This is a genomic window from Devosia sp., assembly GCF_030689745.1.
Lineage (GTDB): Bacteria > Pseudomonadota > Alphaproteobacteria > Rhizobiales > Devosiaceae > Devosia > Devosia alba.
This window is the reverse complement of record NZ_JAUYGL010000003.1, coordinates 36495-53075: the sequence shown is the minus strand read 5'-3', so window position 1 is coordinate 53075 and position 16581 is coordinate 36495. Positions and strand designations below refer to the sequence as shown.

Sequence of the window (16581 nt, the reverse complement as noted above, 5' to 3'; positions counted from 1 at the left end):
CACCGCTTTCATTTCCTCATTCTCCTCGCCCCAGGGCCTGTTCCTCGCCAAGCTCTCAGCCGCCTCCCTGCTGGCCATTGCACCCATCCTGCTCATGGGCTGGTTCAGCCAGAAACAACTGGTTCGCGGACTGACTTTCGGAGCGGTGAAATGATGGCGTGCCACCAAACGGCTATGAGCATGCGGCCTCACCCCACTCTCAATCCCTCCCCATCAAGGGGAGGGAGGCGCAAGCTGCGATGCCGGTGTTCATCGTCTCCCTCCCCCCTTGTGGGGAGGGATCAAGGGTGGGGGTCATCTCTCCTTGCCCGCCCTTTCTGTTTCGTCACGCTAAAGGACTAGAAAATGGGTTCGATCTCCCTGCAACACGTCAACAAGTCCTTCGGCGAAGTCGAAATCATCCCGGACATCAGCCTGGACATCAACGATGGTGAATTCGTCGTCTTTGTCGGCCCCTCCGGCTGCGGCAAGTCCACCCTGCTGCGCCTGATCGCCGGTCTGGAAGACACCACCAGCGGCACCATCCTGCTCGATGGCGTCGACATGACCAAAGCCCCGCCGGCGCGCCGTGGTCTGGCCATGGTGTTCCAGAGCTACGCCCTCTATCCGCACATGACCGTGCGCGACAACATCGCTTTCCCGCTCAAAATGGCCAAGGCCAGCAAGCAGGAGATCGACAAGAAGGTCGAATATGCCGCGCGCACGCTCAACCTCTCCGCCTATCTAGATCGTCGCCCCCGCGCCCTGTCGGGCGGTCAGCGCCAGCGCGTCGCCATCGGCCGCGCTATCGTGCGCGAACCCAAGGCCTTCCTGTTCGATGAACCCCTGTCCAACCTTGATGCGGCCCTGCGCGTCAACATGCGGCTCGAAATCACCGAACTGCACCAGCAGCTCAAGACCACCATGGTCTATGTCACCCACGACCAGGTCGAAGCCATGACCATGGCCGACCGCATCGTCGTGCTCAATGCCGGCAATGTCGAACAGTTCGGCTCCCCGCTCGATCTCTACCACAAGCCCGCCAACCGTTTCGTCGCCGGCTTCATCGGCAGCCCCCGCATGAATTTTGTCGATGGCCCCGAGGCCGCCAAATACAGTGCTCATTCCATCGGCGTGCGCCCTGAGCATTTCAAGCTGGCCACCGCACCGACACCCAACACCTGGAAGGGCAAGGTCGGCGTCGCCGAACAGCTGGGCTCCGATACTTTCCTGCACGTTCATGTCGATGGTCTCGGCCTGATGACCATCCGTACCGATGGCGACCAGACCTTCAGCCATGGCGACGACGTCTTTCTCACGCCCGACCCAGACCGCATCTACCGGTTCGATGCGGCCGGAAAGGCAATCTAGATGCTTGGTCAACCGGGAGATACGGCGGCTCCATCGCCTCCCTCCCCTCTATGGGGAAGGATTGGGGGTGGGCGTTCAGGGAGTGCAACAGTCTCAAGGCTTGCAGATTCCGCGGAACCGTCACTTCTGATCCCGCCTATGAAGCGGAACTGTTCGCCCTGCGGCCAATCCCTATGCGGGACGATTCTACCATGACCACCAAGCTCTCCGCCGCCGCCCTCCCCGACATCACCACGGCGTCAATCCCCGCCTATGACCGGAGTGCCCTTACGGCCGGCATCGTGCATTTCGGCGTCGGCAATTTCCACCGCGCCCACCAGGCGGTCTATCTCGATGATCTGTTCGCCACCGGGTCAGACCACGACTGGGCGCTGATTGGTGCCGGCGTGCGGGATGCCGACGAAGCCATGCGGCAAAAGCTGCTGGCCCAGGATTGGTTGACCACGATTGTCGAACAGGAGGCCGATTCCAGCAGCGCCCGGGTTACCGGCGCCATGATCGACTATCTGCGGCCCGGCGACAGCGCCGCCATAATCAACACCCTCGCCGATCCGGCCATTCGCATTGTCTCGCTGACCATCACCGAAGGCGGCTATTATATCGACCCGGCAAGCCAGCAGTTTGATCCCACGCATCCCGACATCGTCTTTGACGCCGCCCATATGACGGCGCCGCGCACCGCCTTTGGCCTGATCCTGGCCGGTCTGCTCGCCCGCCGCACGGCCGGCACCGTGCCCTTCACAGTGATGAGTTGCGACAATATCCCCGGCAATGGCCATGTCACCGCCAATGCCATCATCGGTCTGGCCAGCCTGGTTGATCTGGGTCTGGCTGCCTGGGTCGAGGCCAATGTCGCCTTTCCCAATGGTATGGTGGACCGCATCACCCCGGCCACCTCCGCGCGCGAGATCGCCTTACTGGCCAAAGAATTCGCCATCGAGGACAATTGGCCGGTGTTCTGCGAGCGATTCAAGCAATGGGTGCTCGAAGACAACTTCCCGGCCGGTCGCCCGGCGCTGGAAAAGGTCGGTGTGCAGTTCGTCACCGATGTCGCCCCCTATGAACACATGAAGATCCGCATCCTCAACGGCGGCCATGCCACCATCGCCTATCCGGCGGCACTGCTTGATATCCATTTCGTGCATGATGCGATGGCAGATCCAATGGTAGGTGACTTCCTCGCCAAGGTGGAGCGTGACGAGATCATCCCCGTGGTGCCCCCCGTGCCCGGCACCAATCTCGATGACTATTTCGCCCTCTGCACTCGCCGCTTCGCCAATCCCAAGATCGGCGACACCATCCGCCGCCTGGCCCTGGATGGCTCCAACCGGCAGCCCAAGTTCATCATTCCGTCGGCCCTGGATCGGGTAAACAACAGCCAATCCGCAAAAGGGCTTGCGCTGGTTTCAGCGCTCTGGTGCCGCTATTGCTATGGCACCACCGAGAGCGGCGCCATCATTGCCCCCAACGACCCCAGTTGGGACCGGCTGACCGTCCAGGCCAGACTGGCCAAATCCGACCCAACGGCCTGGCTGGCCATGACCGACATCTATGGCGATCTGGCCAAAAGCCCCAGTTTTATCAAGGATTTCACCCATGCGCTGACGACGCTCTGGTCGATCGGCACCAGGGCCACCCTGGAGCGCTATCTGGCCAATGGGCTTTGACATGCCCGGATCGGCATCCCGCCGGAGAACCGAGTGCGCCCAACCTGCGCCTCCCTCCATCGTGCGGGGAGGGACTGGGCGTGGTGTCCTGGCTCGCCGATCATGACTATCGACCTCGTCGTTTTTGATTGCGATGGCGTGCTAGTAGATAGCGAGCCACTGGCCATGCGGATCTTGGTAAAAGCCATTGCCAATCAAGGCATTACCATTTCCCCTGCGGACGCCTATCGCGACTTTCTCGGTCGCTCACTGGCCTCAATCTCGGCCAGCCTGCACGACAATCACGGCGCACCGCTGGGTCCCGCCGCCCTGCAGGCGATGCGCACTGACCTCTACGCCCTTTATCGCCAAGAGTTGCGGGCCAGCCCCGGTCTGCCGGCCATTCTCGATCAGCTCAAAATGCCTCTTTGTGTGGCCTCATCCTCCACCCCCGAACGCATCCATCTCAGCCTTGAACTGACCGGCCTGCTGGCCCGGTTCGCGCCACACATCTACTCAGCCAGCATGGTCGCAAACGGCAAGCCGGCGCCCGACCTGTTCCTGCACGCCGCCAGCGCCATGCAGGTCGCGCCCCAGAAATGCCTGGTCATCGAAGACAGCCCCGCCGGCATCATCGCCGCCAAACGCGCCGGCATGCGGGTGTTTGCCTATGTCGGGGGCAGTCACGCGCTGCCCAGCGGCTTGCGCCCGGCCCTTGAAGCGCTCGCCCCGGATCGTGTTTTCGATGATATGCACACCCTGCCCGATCTAGTAAGGTCACTGCGGCAGAAATAAAGGGTGCGCTGGGTTTGACGACTGACCTCCTGGTGGCAGTGGATGTGGGCACCGGTAGTGCCCGGGCAGGCGTGCTGACCGCGGAGGGCGGGCTCCTCGCGCGGGCCGAGCACGCCATCGTCATGAATCGCACCGATGCCAACCATGCCGAGCATGACAGCGGCCAGATTTGGCGCGCCGTCTGCGCCGCCGTGCGGGAGGCCATAACCAGGGCTGGCGCTGAACCCGGCCACGTCGTCGGCCTCAGCTTTGACGCCACCTGCTCACTCGTCGTCCGCGATAGACAAGGGCATCCGGTCACCGTCTCGACCAATGGCGATGACCGCTGGGACACTATCGTCTGGCTCGATCATCGGGCACTGGCAGAGGCAGACGAATGCACATCCACCGGCCACAAGGTACTCACCTATGCGGGCGGCGTCATGTCACCCGAAATGGAAGTGCCCAAGCTGATGTGGCTCAAGCGCCATATGCCCAAGTCATGGGGCCGCGCCGGGATGATGTTCGACCTGGCCGACTTCCTGTCCTGGAAAGCGACCGGCTCGCAAGCCCGCAGCCAGTCTACTCTCACCTGCAAATGGACCTACCTCGCCCACGCCGAATCCGGCTGGCAACCGGACTTCCTGGCCAAGGTAGGTCTCTCCGATATGCTGGACAAGGCAGCACTGCCGGACCAGGCCAGTCCGGTCGGCACCGATCTTGGCCCGCTGACTGCAGCTGCTGCTGCCGATCTGGGCCTGACCACCGCCTGTCGCGTTGGCGCCGGCCTCATCGATGCCCATGCCGGGGCGCTGGGTGTGCTGGGCGCCTTCACCCACGATGTCGGTACCATCGACCGCCATCTGGCGCTGATCGCCGGCACCTCAAGCTGCGTCATGGCCCTCTCCGCCGAGGACCGCCCCACGACAGGCGTCTGGGGGCCCTATTTCGGGGCCGTCCTGCCCGGTGTCTGGCTCAATGAGGGTGGCCAGTCGGCCACCGGCGCGCTGCTCGACCACATTATTCGCTGGCACGGGGCGGGCGGCGAACCCACGCCCGAGATGCACCATACCATCGCCCAGCGCATCATAGCGCTCCGGCAGCGCGAAGGTCTCGGCCTAGCCGATCGTCTGCATGTCCTGCCCGATTTTCACGGCAATCGCTCGCCGCTGGGCGATCCTTTCGCCCTGGGCGTCATCTCCGGCCTGACCCTCGACAGCGACTTCGACTCGCTGTGCCGCCTCTACTGGCGCACCGCAATATCCATCGCCCTGGGCGTACGCCACATCCTGGAGACGCTCAACACGCGTGGCTATGCCATCGACACGTTGCACGTCACCGGCGGGCACACCAAGAACGCTGTGCTGATGGAGCTTTATGCTGACGCCACCGGTTGCACCGTCGTGCAATCCGCCGCCAAGGATGCCACCCTGCTCGGCATGGGCATGGTCGCGGCCACCGCCGCCGGGCTCTATCCCACGCTTGATGCTGCTTGTGCCGCCATGCAGCAGGGCGGCCGCTCCAGGCCCCCCGACCCGGCCGCCCGCCCGCAATTTGATAAGGATTACCGGATTTTCCTCACCATGCTCGCCCAGCGCCAGACCATCGACGCCATGGTCTGATCGGCAATTTTCGATCTCACGCACCGGCGCAATTGCGATCACGGAACCAAATCTGATCTTCGTCCGTTCTTTGATCAGGCGCAACATTGCGCGGCATGATGACCGGACCCGGTCTGCTTATCGGCCATAGCGGAGGCAGTTATGACAAATATCGATTTCAAAGCGCTCGAGCAGACAACGGCCTGGACCGAAGGCTATGATGGTCAGACCCATTACAGTAATGTGCTCAAGGCGCTGGCCCCGGCTTTTGTCATTCTTGCCACAGCCGCTGGGTTGATGCTCGCCATGCTCTAGAGCGCCCCTATTATCCATTACCAACGGAGAACGACCATGGGCTTGGGTACAATTCTCGTCATCATTCTGATACTGCTGCTGATTGGCGCACTGCCAAATTGGGGCTACTCACGTGGCTTCGGCTACTTCCCCTCCGGTATTCTTGGCGTCGTGCTGGTGGTTGTTCTCATTCTGGTACTGATGGGGCGCATCTAGCGCCCCATACCGGAAACGGCGCACCCGGCTTCCGGGTCCACAAGAGTGGAGCGCGCCCGGCGGTCGCGGTTGCCCCCCGTCGTCCGCCTTGAATGCACTCCGTTGCGCCTCTGGCGTTCGGGGTGCATTTCTTGATCTCTGCCGCGCCGGGGAACTGCCGCGCCATTGCCGCGTTACATCTAGACATTAAAAGGAGCATCTCATGGCAACCACATCCGATCTTGCGCCTGGTCGCGCCACCAAGACCCCCAACCGGGCCCGCGCCGCCGCCAGCAAGCCGCGCGAAGATCAGCTTGAAGACCAGATCACGCAGCTACAGACCGACTTGAAGGCCATTGCGGCCACGCTGGCGAAACTGAGCAGCGAAAAGGTCAACGAAGCGACCGACACTGCCAAGGGCGAACTTCGTCATATGCAGCGTCAGGGTCAGCATGTCATTGACGATGTTCAGGAGCAGGCAGGGGAAATCGAGCAGCAGCTCAAGGACACCATCCGCGAAAAGCCATTGACCGCCGTGGCGAGCGCCATCGGTATTGGCTACATTCTGGCTTTGCTGTCGCGGCGCTGATTACCATGAACTTCATGGTGCCACTGGCAAGCCTGCTGGGTCTTGAGGTCGACCATATCACGGACCGCATCAAGCATGCGGTGGTGGTCAACGCCTTCATCATCGTCTTCGGCTTGATGGGGGCTGGTTTTCTGATCGCTGCCGGCTTTATGGCGCTGGCCCAGATCGTCGGCGGCATTTACGCCGCGCTGATCTTCGCCGGCACATTTCTGCTGCTGGCGCTGGCGGTCTATGCCGGCATGCGTATTGGTGAGGGCCGTCGCAAGCGTGAAATCGTGGAAAAGCGGCGCTCCAGCGAAACCAACGCCTTGTTGACGACGGCGGCACTATCCGCCCTACCCATGGTGCTACGCTCGCCGCTGCTGCGCACTATCGGCCTGCCGGTGGCTGCAGTGGCTGCTTTTTTGCTGATTCGAAGCAGTAGCGAAAACGACCCGGATTGAGAAATGCTGGGTCCGCCGTCAGGCGGGCTCAGTGGGTAGCGGCAGCCACACATCAGCCGCTACGCCTTCGGGCCGGAATTGCAGCGTCACTTCGCTGTCGATAACCTTGCTCAGCCCGCGCTCAATCAATCGCGCGCCCAGACCATATTCCTGTTCAGGCGCAACCTGGGGTCCCCCCCGTTCCCGCCATTGCAGCGTCAGCCCGCGCACCGGGTACTCCTTGAGCGTCCAGTTGATGCTGACCACGCCCTCGTCGCTCGACCACGCCCCGTAGCGATGCGCATTCGTCGTCAGTTCATGCAGGATCAACCCCAGCCCAAGCGCATGATCGGCGGGCAGCATGATGTCGTCCCCCTTCACTTCAGCGCGGTCGGGCCTGTCCCGGAAACCTGGACCAAACTGGGCGGCAATGACTTCATCCAGGTGGACGCCGGACCAATCCCGATCGGCCAGAAGTACATGCGCCTCAGAAATCGTCCGCAAACGGCCTGAAAACGCCTCGATAAAGGCTTTTGGATCTGGGTTTTGTCGTATCGTCTGCCGCGCCACGGACTGGATCATGGCCAGGGTATTCTTGACGCGATGATTGAGCTCGCGCAGCAAGAGCCGCGTCTGCTCGGCCGATTGCTTGCTCTCGCTGATGTCGATGCTCGCGCCCATCATGATCAATGGCCGACCTTCAGTATCCCGCTGATACACGCGCCCGCGCATCGTCAGCCACCGGCCTGTGCTCGCCACCCGGGCCTCGGCATTGTAGTCTACCCCATTGCTCAGGCTGGCATCTATCCCCGCCTGTACCGCAGCACGGTCGCCCACATGGGTTGCTTCGTGCACCTGGTCGATGTGAATCGGACCAGCTTCGGGCAGGTTGTACATTCGTCGGAAGGTTTCGTTGCAGGCGACTTCACCCGTTCGAATATCCCACACCCAGCTACCCACCTTGCCGGCCTCGAGCGTCAGCGCATGGCGCCATTCTTCGCGCAACAGGGCTGCCGCCGTCCGGGCACGCACCCTTGCTTCATCCTTGAGCGCAAACAGCGCAGCGGTCACCGCCGCCAGATCAACCAATTGCGTCATCATTTCGGGATCAACGCTGTCGCGCGGCGTCGCGCTGAGCACGCAGAGCGCGCCAATTTTTTGCCCCGCAACGATGATCGGTGCGCCAGCATAAAACCGCAGGAATGGCCACGCTGTGACCGGCGAAGTGTCTTCGAATCGATCATCCTGACGCGCATCGAGAACCACCAGGGTCTCGTCCTCAGGCATGCCAAGCGTCTGCGCGCAGAATGCCATTTCCGTGTCGGTGTCAATCATTTCGGCCAAGCCGAAGCACGCCCGGAGCCACTGACGATCCTGACCCACCACACTGATCAGTGCGAACTCGGTTTGGAAGATATGGGCAACAGCGCGCGCTAGCCGGTCGAAATCGACGTCCGCTTCGCCTTCCTGCCCCACAAACGCCGAAACTGCTGCAAGGCGCTTCGGGTCAGTCACAACCGTCTGGACCTGCTCGGGTAAATTGGCTCCTATTGCTACCACGTCGCGTCCTGCTTACCCAAAGCGCCCAACCAACGGTCGAAACCATCGGACAATTGACGGGAACGTCGCTCACGTCCCATTAGTTCCCAAAAGATCATGCCGCTGCCGCCTTATCTTGCTTGGGCAAGATCACCCGCAGCGCGCCTGGCCGGATCGCCAACTCCACGGAGGGTTCAAGCTTGACCAGTTCACCGTCAATCACGGCCTGTGCGCTGCGTTTGCGCTTGGGAAACCGCAACGTAACCGCGGTTACTTCCGTCTCCGACACCATTTCGTTCGATCGCCACGTACCCAGCAGGATACCGGTCGCCAGCGCGACCAGTTCTGACGGCGACACCGGGGCAGCGACATAAACACCCAGCACCCCCGCATCGAGCCGATCGGCATGGGGAATATGACCGTCACCCACCCGATTATTGGAGATGGCGACGCCCGATACCCGTCGCCTCTCGATCCCTTTGGCGGTGTGCAATTCCACTTCAAAGACCGGCGGCCTAATCACGGCGGCGGCAATCGCGCGCAGGCTGGCGAAAATCTTGCCCACGCGGCTGCTATAGGTCATGCCTTCGCGTATCCGCACCAGCCGGGCATGTATCCCAACGCCAAACTGATGCACGAATAGACGGCCATTGGCCGTCGCCACGTCAACCTCGCCCAGTTTCCCTCCAGCCAGGGCCTCCAGCGCTTCGTTCAGATCAAGGGGCACCTTGAGTGCCCGGGCAAACAGATTCATCGTCCCTGCGGGGAGCACCGCCAGCGGCATTCCCGTTTCGTAAGCGATTCCGGCGGCGGTCGAAATCGTCCCGTCGCCGCCACCAGCCAGAACAGCGCCTACCCCAGTGCGGGTTGCGGCCTGCCGCAATGCCGCTTCAACCTCATCACCCGGCACAATTTTGCATTCAACGGTATGGGCATGTCCCTCGAATGCGGCCTGCACCTGCGCACAGAGTTCATCCAGATCCATGGTCCGCAACGTCCCACCATCGCGATTCAACACCGCTACAACGTGCATGCGACAACTCCGTCAGCCGGATTCAATTTGGTGCCTGCTGCTGTTCAATTCCCGGCAGCGGCACAACCACTTTCAGGCCGCCCTCCAGGCGCCGCTCATACGCCGGCACGCCACCGAACTGATAGGCCAACTGCTTGATGATCACCGAGCCCAGGCCGCCCTCGCCCGGCTGGCTGCTCTCCTCGATCCCCACACCATCATCGATAACCGACAGTGTTGGTACGCCAGTTGCGTCCCGCTTGAGCCAAACCAGAATGCGCCCTGCCCGCCCTGCAGGGAAGGCATGTTTGAGCGCATTGGTCACCAATTCGCCGACCAATATGCCAATCGTCGTCGCATCTCGCGCACTGATCAAAATCGGCTCGAACTCACCCACCAAGGATACCCCGTCTGCATCGCACAGGGTAGTCGCCATATCTTGCAGGACCGCCTCAAGAAACTCGTCCGCTCTGGCGGTTTCGAGATCATCACCCAAACGCAGCCGACGATGGCCCGATGCAATGGCGTGAACCCGGGACCGCGCGGCCTCCAGCGCTTGCTTGACCTCATCAGATTCGCTGCGGAGCAGCTGCAGGCCCAGCAGCGACGACACCGTCGCCAGCGAATTGCCAATCCGATGGCTGGTATCCTGCAACAGAGCCTCAACCCGCTGTCGTTCGCGCTCGGCGTGTTCGCGCGCCTCTTCGACAGCCTGGGTACGCTCGCGCACATGAGCTTCCAGAGCTTCGTTCTCGCTCTGTAGCAACCGGCGATTTTGCGCCAGCATCCGCACATCGCGCTGGGCCCGCGTGAACAGCACAAAGGCCAGCGCAACCGCTCCGGCCAAAGCCACCACGATGGCCCCAACCAGCCAGAGTCGTGCCAGATCTATACTCTGGTTACGCTCGTGCAGTTTCTGGCTTTCGTCGCCGATGAATTGCTCAAGCGCCAGACGCATCGGTGTCATCGGCCCCGCACTGGCGCTGCTCAGCAGCAAGGCGCGCGCCTCGGGCATACGCTGCGCCATCGCCAGATCCATGGTGCGCTTCAACTCGATCATGCGTTGGTCAATATCGTCCAAGATCGCCGCCAACCGGGCGGACTGCTCCGGATCGTGCTTGGTCAACGAAGTCAGCGACTTTGCCCGCGTGCTGATAGCCGCCGTGGATCGGCGATAAACCTCGAGATAGTGTTGTTCCCCCGTCAGCACATAGCCCAGCTCGCTGCTCTCTGCGTCAATGAGCGACAGCGTCAGCTCGCGCGCATGGTTGCGCACTTCATGGGTGCGCGTCACATCATCGATCTGCCGGTCTATACCCTGAACCAGCACCAGCGCGGCAATCACTGCCAACACCACCAAAGTCAGCGACACCAGCAACGCCAACCGCTGCATCATACGCGGCAGCTGCCCCGGATCGTCCGCAAGAGTTTTCATGCCGGGCGCGGATTCTGGCGGCATGCTCATATCAGTGGCCGCCGCCCTGCGGGCAGCCCTTCCCAAGCGGCCAGCTTCATCAACCCGTCTACATCGATCACGTCACACGCGCGATCCAGCCAGCGGATCAGCCCGCAATCGGCCAGCTTGCGCAGCGTTTTGTTGGTATGAACCACCGACAAGCCAAGCGTATCCGCCACATGCTGCTGGGTGATGGGGATCAGCAGGCTACGCTCGGATACCAGACCAACCGAGGTTGCCCGCTGGTGCAGGAACGCCAGCAGATAGGCAGCGCGTTCCATCGCTGTCCGCCGCCCCAGGCTCAGCAGATGGTCGTCAAGCATGAGCTCTTCACGCGATGCCAGCCAGGTAATATCAAATGCCAGACCGGCGTGATTTCGAAACAGCTCCGGGAGTCGGTCACGCTGAAATACGCACAGTACCAAACTGGACAGCGCTTCTACCGAGTGCTCCATCACGTCCATTATGGAGCCCTGCAGCCCCACCAGGTCTCCCGGCAAGATATAATTGAGAATCTGCCGCCGCCCGTCCGCCAACAATTTGTAGCGAAACGCCCAGCCGGACAGCAAAGTATACAGGTGCGAACTATGCGCGCCCTCATGCACTATGGTCGCGCCAGGTTCGGCAACCAGTTCACCAGTTTTGAACGTCGACACAAAGCGCAGTTCTGCCGCTTCAAACGGCCTGAAGCCGGGCATGGCGCGCAATGGGCACTGTTCACAGGGCACGCGGCGCCCGGGGGCGGGAAGAACGACACTCACGCGACACCGGGATCTTGAAGAAGACGCATTAGAGAGCAAACGGACCGACCGGCAAAGCGTTCCTCGACATGTCAAATTTAAATGACACTGTCATCGATCGCGCCCATTGAACTGGTTTTGGCGGTGGATTTGGCATGCTCAACGGACATACGGTCCTCATCGTCGAGGCAGAGTTTCTAATCGCCCTCGACATTCAGACCATGCTCGAATCTCTGTCAGCCGGTGCACTGCTCTTTGCCCGCTCGCCGCATGAGGCTCACGCCTGCAGTCAGCAATGGCCCGCCATTGACCTGGCCATTGTCGAGCTGGCCGACGATTATCACACCACCACTGACCTGTTGCGCGGCCTGCACGAAGCGGGCGCAGCCCTCATTGTGACTACCGCCGACAGCACGATGCAGCAGGGGCATCCCGATTTCCCGGACGCCCCTGTTATTGTCAAACCGATGCTTGAAGAAGATTTCCGCCGCGCCATCGGCGCAGCTGTCGATCAACGCAACTAGAATGAATGGTTGTGGGTAGTAACCTGGGATGAGACAGCATCCGGACCATACTCGGATTCACCGACAATCTGCAGGATGTCCTGCAGTCGCGTGCGAGCGCGGCTGACCCGGCTTTTCATCGTGCCGACCGCGCAGTCGCAGATGTCGGCGGCCTCTTCATAAGAAAAGCCCGAGGCCCCAATCAGAATCACAGCTTCGCGTTGATCATCTGGCAACTGATCCAGCGCTTTTTTGAAATCCTGCATATCCATTGAGCCATACTGGGGTGGGTGCACCGAGAGCCGTTCGGTGAATACGCCATCCGTGTCCTGCACCTCGCGCCCCCGCTTGCGCATCTGGCTGTAGAACTCGTTGCGCAGAATGGTGAACAACCACGCCTTGATATTGGTGCCCATCTCGAAGCTGGTTTGCTTGGCCCAGGCTTTCATCACGGTGTCCTGCACCAGATCGTCGGCCTTGTCGTGCTTTCCGGTCAGCGAGACCGCAAATGCGCGCAGGCTTGGCAGTGTGGCAAGCATCTCGCGCTTGAAAGACGTCGGTTCGGCGGTCATGCCGTTACTCTCCGTCTCGGGGTGTGCTTGTCGCTTTTTGCTGCTGCTCGGCGCTATCAAGCTTTTCCAGCAGGTCGAGCAACTGGTCGGGAACGCCTTCGTCCTGCACGGCCCCATAAAGCGCACGCAAACGCGACCCGATATCGGTGTTTGGACCGAGCCCGTCATCTGCCCCCGCCGTCTGCGTCCGCATCCGTTGCTGGCTCAAAAGTTTGTCCTTTTTCATGCGTATCGAAACCATCAGTGTTATTTGGTAGCCTAATGCGCCACGATTAAAAAAGTTCCGCAAGCGCCGGAACTATTCATCAACGGCTCCGTTATGCAAATTCGTGTGTCTACAACGAGCTTACACGAGCCTTAAGCGTCACTGGGAGTTCATTTAATGACTTTGTCCACGCGGATCGCGCCGCATTTACCCTATCTTCGGCGGTTTTCCCGGGCGGTAACCGGATCACAAACCTCAGGTGATGCGTATGTCGCCGCCACGCTTGAGGCGTTGATTGCCGATATTTCGCTGTTTCCGGTCGCCAGCAATGACCGTATCGCGCTCTACAAGCTGTTCTCCGCATTGTTCTCTACATCGTCCGTACCGGTGCCCGAGCCGGTGTCCAGCTATGCTTGGGAACAACGCGCTGCCAGCAACCTTGCCAATTTGTCCCCGCGTCCGCGGCAGGCTTTCCTGCTGGTCGCCGTTGAAGGTTTCAGCCATCCCCAGGCCGCCGAGATTCTGGGCGTTAGCGATCAGGAATTCGCCGGGCTAATCGACGAAGCTTCAATGGAGATTTCTCGCCAGGTGGCGACCGAAATCATGATCATCGAAGATGAACCCCTTATCGCCATGGATATCGAGCAGCTGGTTGAAAGCCTCGGCCACAAGGTGGTCTGCGTGGCCCGCACCCACAAGGAAGCGGTCGCCCTGTTCGCCAAGAACCAGCCCCGCATGATCCTTGCCGATATCCAGCTCGCCGACGGCAGCTCGGGCATTGATGCGGTCAACGACATCCTCAACACCCATTCGGTACCGGTAATTTTCATTACCGCATTCCCCGAGCGGCTGCTGACTGGCGAGCGCCCAGAGCCGACCTTCCTCGTCACCAAGCCTTTCAACCCCGATATGGTCAAGGCCCTGATCAGTCAGGCCCTGTTCTTCGACGAGGGTTCACGCGCCGCAGCGTGAGTTTGCTAGGACCATAATTGACGCAAAAGGACCGGTTCGCCGGTCCTTTTTTTAAACTCGGGCCTTCTGCCTAGGGCGCAGGGAACGGGCTTTCGATCCGCCCGGTGGCCGCGTAGACCAGCAGGCCGATCCATTCGCGCATCGCCACGCCGGTAGTGGTCAGATTGAGCACCGGGTTGACCAGGTCAAACCCGATGCTCTCGGCACCCGTGCTGCGATAGTCCACCGGCCAGGCGATAACGGTCATTCCCGCCGCGCGGAACAATCCCACAGCGCGTGGCATGTGAAATGCGGATGTCACCAGTACAGTGACGCCCGATCCCGGTCCGAGGAGGGCCGCGGTCAGTTGGGCGTTCTCCACCGTATTGCGCGACTGGTCCTCCAGCAGCACCCGATCCGGCGCTATGCCCATCGCAACAAAAAACCGCTCGGCGGTGACAGCCTCTGCCTCGATGTCACCCCCCAGCGCGCCAGAGCCACCGCTCAATACGATCCTGGATTGAGGGTAGAGCTGGGCCAGACGCAATGTCTCTACCAGCCGGTCGCCGGCCTCGTTGAGTTCGGCCACGGCACGTGCCGCACTCACCCGTCCCACAGTTGCACCACCCAGCATCACGATATTTGTTACCCTCTGCGGCATGGCTGCGGGCCGAACAAAGCGATCTTCCAGCGGTGCGATCAGCAGAAAGCCCAGCGAGGTAAACGCGCTGAGCCCCAGCACCATCAAACCGGCACTGCCCAGCATCAGCCCAAATCGCCTGCGCCCCCATGTCACCAGCAGACCGCCCAGCAGCACGAGGCCGAAACTCAAGCTGATCGGCTGCACCATCAGCCAGAACAGCTTTGACACCACAAAGAACATCGCCCGGCCCTCCCGCCATCCCGTCTCAGCCGATACAGCATGCCGTACCGCCTAGCCATGGCGATTTCCGCTTGCTATCTCCTCTGCTTCTGCTTTTGTTGCAGGCGGTCAAGGTTGCCAGCCTCAGAAAAAGGCAACCACCAGTCGAGTAGACGCCTGTTCGCGCAGGCCATTGGGTGAGCATGGCGCAAGCTGCGGCCGCAAATGCGGAGAAATTGCCGGTCGTGGCCATTCGCGATCTGCACAAGTCCTTCGGTGCACTCGAAGTGCTCAAGGGCATTTCCTTTGTCGCCTGTGAGGGCGAAGTAGTTTCGCTCATCGGTTCGTCCGGCTCGGGCAAATCCACCCTGTTACGCTGCATCAACATGCTCGAAGTTCCCGATAGTGGCTCGGTCAGCATTGATGGCGAAGAAATCAAGCTGAGCGGCGATGCGCCCCATCGCCAGATTGCTGACGAGCGCCAAATCCGCCGCATCCGCTCGGAACTGGGCATGGTGTTTCAGAGCTTCAACCTGTGGGCGCATCTGACTATCCTCCAAAATGTCATGGAAGCGCCACTGATCGTGCAGAAGCGCGACCGCAGCGAGGTCGAGGCAGAGGCGCGTGCCATGCTCGACAAGGTCGGTATCGGTGAAAAGGCCGATGCCTATCCCGCCCAGTTATCGGGCGGCCAGCAGCAACGCGCTGCCATTGCCCGCGCCTTGTGCATTAATCCGCGCGTCATGCTGTTTGATGAGCCAACATCAGCGCTCGATCCCGAACTTGAAGTGGAAGTACTTCGGGTCATCAAGGTGCTGGCCGATGAAGGGCGAACCATGGTGCTGGTCACCCACGACATGGAATTTGCCCGCTCGGTCTCCGATCGGGTAATCTTTCTGCATCAGGGCGCCATCGAAGAGGAGGGCACACCTGATCAGGTCTTTGACGCGACACAGTCAGCGCGCCTAAAACAATTCCTCAATGCCGCCAAACACGACTAGGCGACAGGGTCCGCTCAATGGACGCCTGCAAAAAGCAACACGCAACGGAGAAACCCATGAAAAAGCTCATTCTTGCCGCCGCCGCGCTCATTGTGCTCGGCACCACAGCCCAGGCCCAGGAGACGGTGCGCATCGCCACAGAAGGCGCCTACGCTCCGTGGAACTTCCTCGATGACAGCGGCAAGCCCGCCGGCTACGAGATTGATCTGGCCAACGCGATCTGTGCGCAAGCCGCCCTTACCTGCGAAATCATCACCAATGACTGGGATTCCATCATCCCCAACCTGCTCGCCGGCAACTACGACGTGATCATGGCCGGCATGTCGATTACCGATGAGCGCCGCCAGACCATCAATTTCACCCAGGAATATTTCCCCGCGGATCCATCCCGCTATGTGGCCCTCGCCGGCACCGAAATCGACTTTGATAATCTCTCGGGCGTGCGCATCGGCGCGCAGAGTGGCACCATCCAGGCGACTTACGCCCAGGACAATCTGGCAGCAGACAATACAGTCATCGTCTTCAACACTGCCGACCAGGCTGTCGCCGATCTGGCCGCCAGCAATCTCGACGTCATCTTCGCCGATGGAGCCTATGTCGACCCCATCGTCGCTGCTTCCAACGGCACGATCGAGTATATCGGTCCCGAAATCATGATCGGCGATGGCATGGCTGCCGGCCTGCGCAAAGACGAAGCCGCACTTGAGGCCACGCTGAATGATGCCATCACCGCCCTCAAGGCCGATGGCACAATGGACAAGCTGATCGCTCAGTGGTTTGACGGTCGCGGCCCCTATTACGCTCAGTAAGCCCCGACCATTCCGCCCTTGATCCCTCCCCTTGGGAATGGATCAAGGGCGGGGTTTTCG

General features: G+C 61.0%; 19 protein-coding genes and 1 pseudogene. 13 read left to right on the top strand and 7 right to left on the bottom strand.

What is annotated here, in order from left to right; genetic code table 11:
• From Q8O80_RS00295 to Q8O80_RS00255, 9 genes and pseudogenes are all read left to right on the top strand, one after another.
• Positions 1-154: pseudogene (locus tag Q8O80_RS00295) on the top strand (carbohydrate ABC transporter permease); the annotation flags it as partial.
• A gap of 191 nt (positions 155-345) precedes the next feature.
• The gene (locus Q8O80_RS00290) at positions 346-1350 is read left to right on the top strand and encodes an ABC transporter ATP-binding protein (protein ID WP_305575718.1); all 1005 of its coding nucleotides are present in this window, start codon (positions 346-348) and stop codon (positions 1348-1350) included.
• A 191-nt stretch (positions 1351-1541) separates the two neighbouring features.
• Complete coding sequence (locus Q8O80_RS00285; protein WP_305575716.1) at positions 1542-3017, top strand: mannitol dehydrogenase family protein; 1476 nt, start codon at positions 1542-1544, stop codon at positions 3015-3017.
• 102 nt (positions 3018-3119) lie between these two features.
• On the top strand, positions 3120-3791 hold the full coding sequence (locus Q8O80_RS00280; RefSeq protein ID WP_305575714.1) for an HAD family phosphatase: 672 nt from the start codon (positions 3120-3122) through the stop codon (positions 3789-3791).
• A 14-nt stretch (positions 3792-3805) separates the two neighbouring features.
• A complete protein-coding gene (locus tag Q8O80_RS00275; protein ID WP_305575712.1) occupies positions 3806-5392 on the top strand; it encodes an FGGY-family carbohydrate kinase in 1587 nt (528 codons plus the stop codon).
• A 141-nt stretch (positions 5393-5533) separates the two neighbouring features.
• A complete protein-coding gene (locus Q8O80_RS00270; RefSeq protein WP_305575710.1) occupies positions 5534-5686 on the top strand; it encodes a hypothetical protein in 153 nt (50 codons plus the stop codon).
• Positions 5687-5722: 36 nt separating this feature from the next.
• Positions 5723-5881 (top strand): DUF3309 family protein, encoded by a 159-nt coding sequence (locus tag Q8O80_RS00265; RefSeq protein WP_305575708.1) that lies wholly within the window; start codon positions 5723-5725, stop codon positions 5879-5881.
• 202 nt (positions 5882-6083) lie between these two features.
• Complete coding sequence (locus tag Q8O80_RS00260; RefSeq protein WP_305575706.1) at positions 6084-6449, top strand: YqjD family protein; 366 nt, start codon at positions 6084-6086, stop codon at positions 6447-6449.
• 5 nt (positions 6450-6454) lie between these two features.
• The gene (locus tag Q8O80_RS00255; RefSeq protein WP_305575704.1) at positions 6455-6892 is read left to right on the top strand and encodes a hypothetical protein; all 438 of its coding nucleotides are present in this window, start codon (positions 6455-6457) and stop codon (positions 6890-6892) included.
• Between the two features lie 18 nt (positions 6893-6910).
• On the opposite strand, the gene Q8O80_RS00250 is transcribed toward Q8O80_RS00255, so the two are convergent.
• The 4 genes from Q8O80_RS00250 to Q8O80_RS00235 all read right to left on the bottom strand — a co-directional run bounded on the left by Q8O80_RS00250 (position 6911) and on the right by Q8O80_RS00235 (position 11576).
• A complete protein-coding gene (locus Q8O80_RS00250; protein WP_305575702.1) occupies positions 6911-8386 on the bottom strand; it encodes a sensor histidine kinase in 1476 nt (491 codons plus the stop codon).
• A 139-nt stretch (positions 8387-8525) separates the two neighbouring features.
• Positions 8526-9443, bottom strand: a complete 918-nt coding sequence (locus Q8O80_RS00245; RefSeq protein WP_305575700.1) for a diacylglycerol kinase family protein — start codon at positions 9441-9443, stop codon at positions 8526-8528.
• 22 nt (positions 9444-9465) lie between these two features.
• Complete coding sequence (locus Q8O80_RS00240) at positions 9466-10857, bottom strand: sensor histidine kinase (protein WP_305575698.1); 1392 nt, start codon at positions 10855-10857, stop codon at positions 9466-9468.
• Positions 10858-10883: 26 nt separating this feature from the next.
• Complete coding sequence (locus tag Q8O80_RS00235; protein WP_305575722.1) at positions 10884-11576, bottom strand: Crp/Fnr family transcriptional regulator; 693 nt, start codon at positions 11574-11576, stop codon at positions 10884-10886.
• 197 nt (positions 11577-11773) lie between these two features.
• Here Q8O80_RS00235 and Q8O80_RS00230 point away from each other — a divergent pair, with 197 nt between their 5' ends.
• A complete protein-coding gene (locus Q8O80_RS00230; protein WP_305575696.1) occupies positions 11774-12142 on the top strand; it encodes a response regulator in 369 nt (122 codons plus the stop codon).
• Here Q8O80_RS00230 and Q8O80_RS00225 read toward each other — a convergent pair.
• Both Q8O80_RS00225 and Q8O80_RS00220 read right to left on the bottom strand, forming a co-directional pair.
• The gene (locus tag Q8O80_RS00225; RefSeq protein WP_305575694.1) at positions 12139-12693 is read right to left on the bottom strand and encodes an RNA polymerase sigma factor; all 555 of its coding nucleotides are present in this window, start codon (positions 12691-12693) and stop codon (positions 12139-12141) included. The two genes, Q8O80_RS00230 and Q8O80_RS00225, sit on opposite strands and share 4 nt — an antisense overlap.
• 4 nt (positions 12694-12697) lie before the next feature.
• On the bottom strand, positions 12698-12886 hold the full coding sequence (locus Q8O80_RS00220; protein WP_371136058.1) for a NepR family anti-sigma factor: 189 nt from the start codon (positions 12884-12886) through the stop codon (positions 12698-12700).
• A gap of 189 nt (positions 12887-13075) precedes the next feature.
• Here Q8O80_RS00220 and Q8O80_RS00215 point away from each other — a divergent pair, with 189 nt between their 5' ends.
• Complete coding sequence (locus Q8O80_RS00215; protein WP_305575690.1) at positions 13076-13870, top strand: response regulator; 795 nt, start codon at positions 13076-13078, stop codon at positions 13868-13870.
• Between the two features lie 70 nt (positions 13871-13940).
• On the opposite strand, the gene Q8O80_RS00210 is transcribed toward Q8O80_RS00215, so the two are convergent.
• Positions 13941-14732, bottom strand: a complete 792-nt coding sequence (locus Q8O80_RS00210; RefSeq protein ID WP_305575688.1) for a YdcF family protein — start codon at positions 14730-14732, stop codon at positions 13941-13943.
• A 182-nt stretch (positions 14733-14914) separates the two neighbouring features.
• Here Q8O80_RS00210 and Q8O80_RS00205 point away from each other — a divergent pair, with 182 nt between their 5' ends.
• The gene (locus tag Q8O80_RS00205; RefSeq protein WP_305575686.1) at positions 14915-15712 is read left to right on the top strand and encodes an ABC transporter ATP-binding protein; all 798 of its coding nucleotides are present in this window, start codon (positions 14915-14917) and stop codon (positions 15710-15712) included.
• A 56-nt stretch (positions 15713-15768) separates the two neighbouring features.
• A complete protein-coding gene (locus Q8O80_RS00200) occupies positions 15769-16521 on the top strand; it encodes a transporter substrate-binding domain-containing protein (RefSeq protein WP_305575684.1) in 753 nt (250 codons plus the stop codon).
• The last annotated feature ends 60 nt before the right edge of the window (positions 16522-16581 follow it).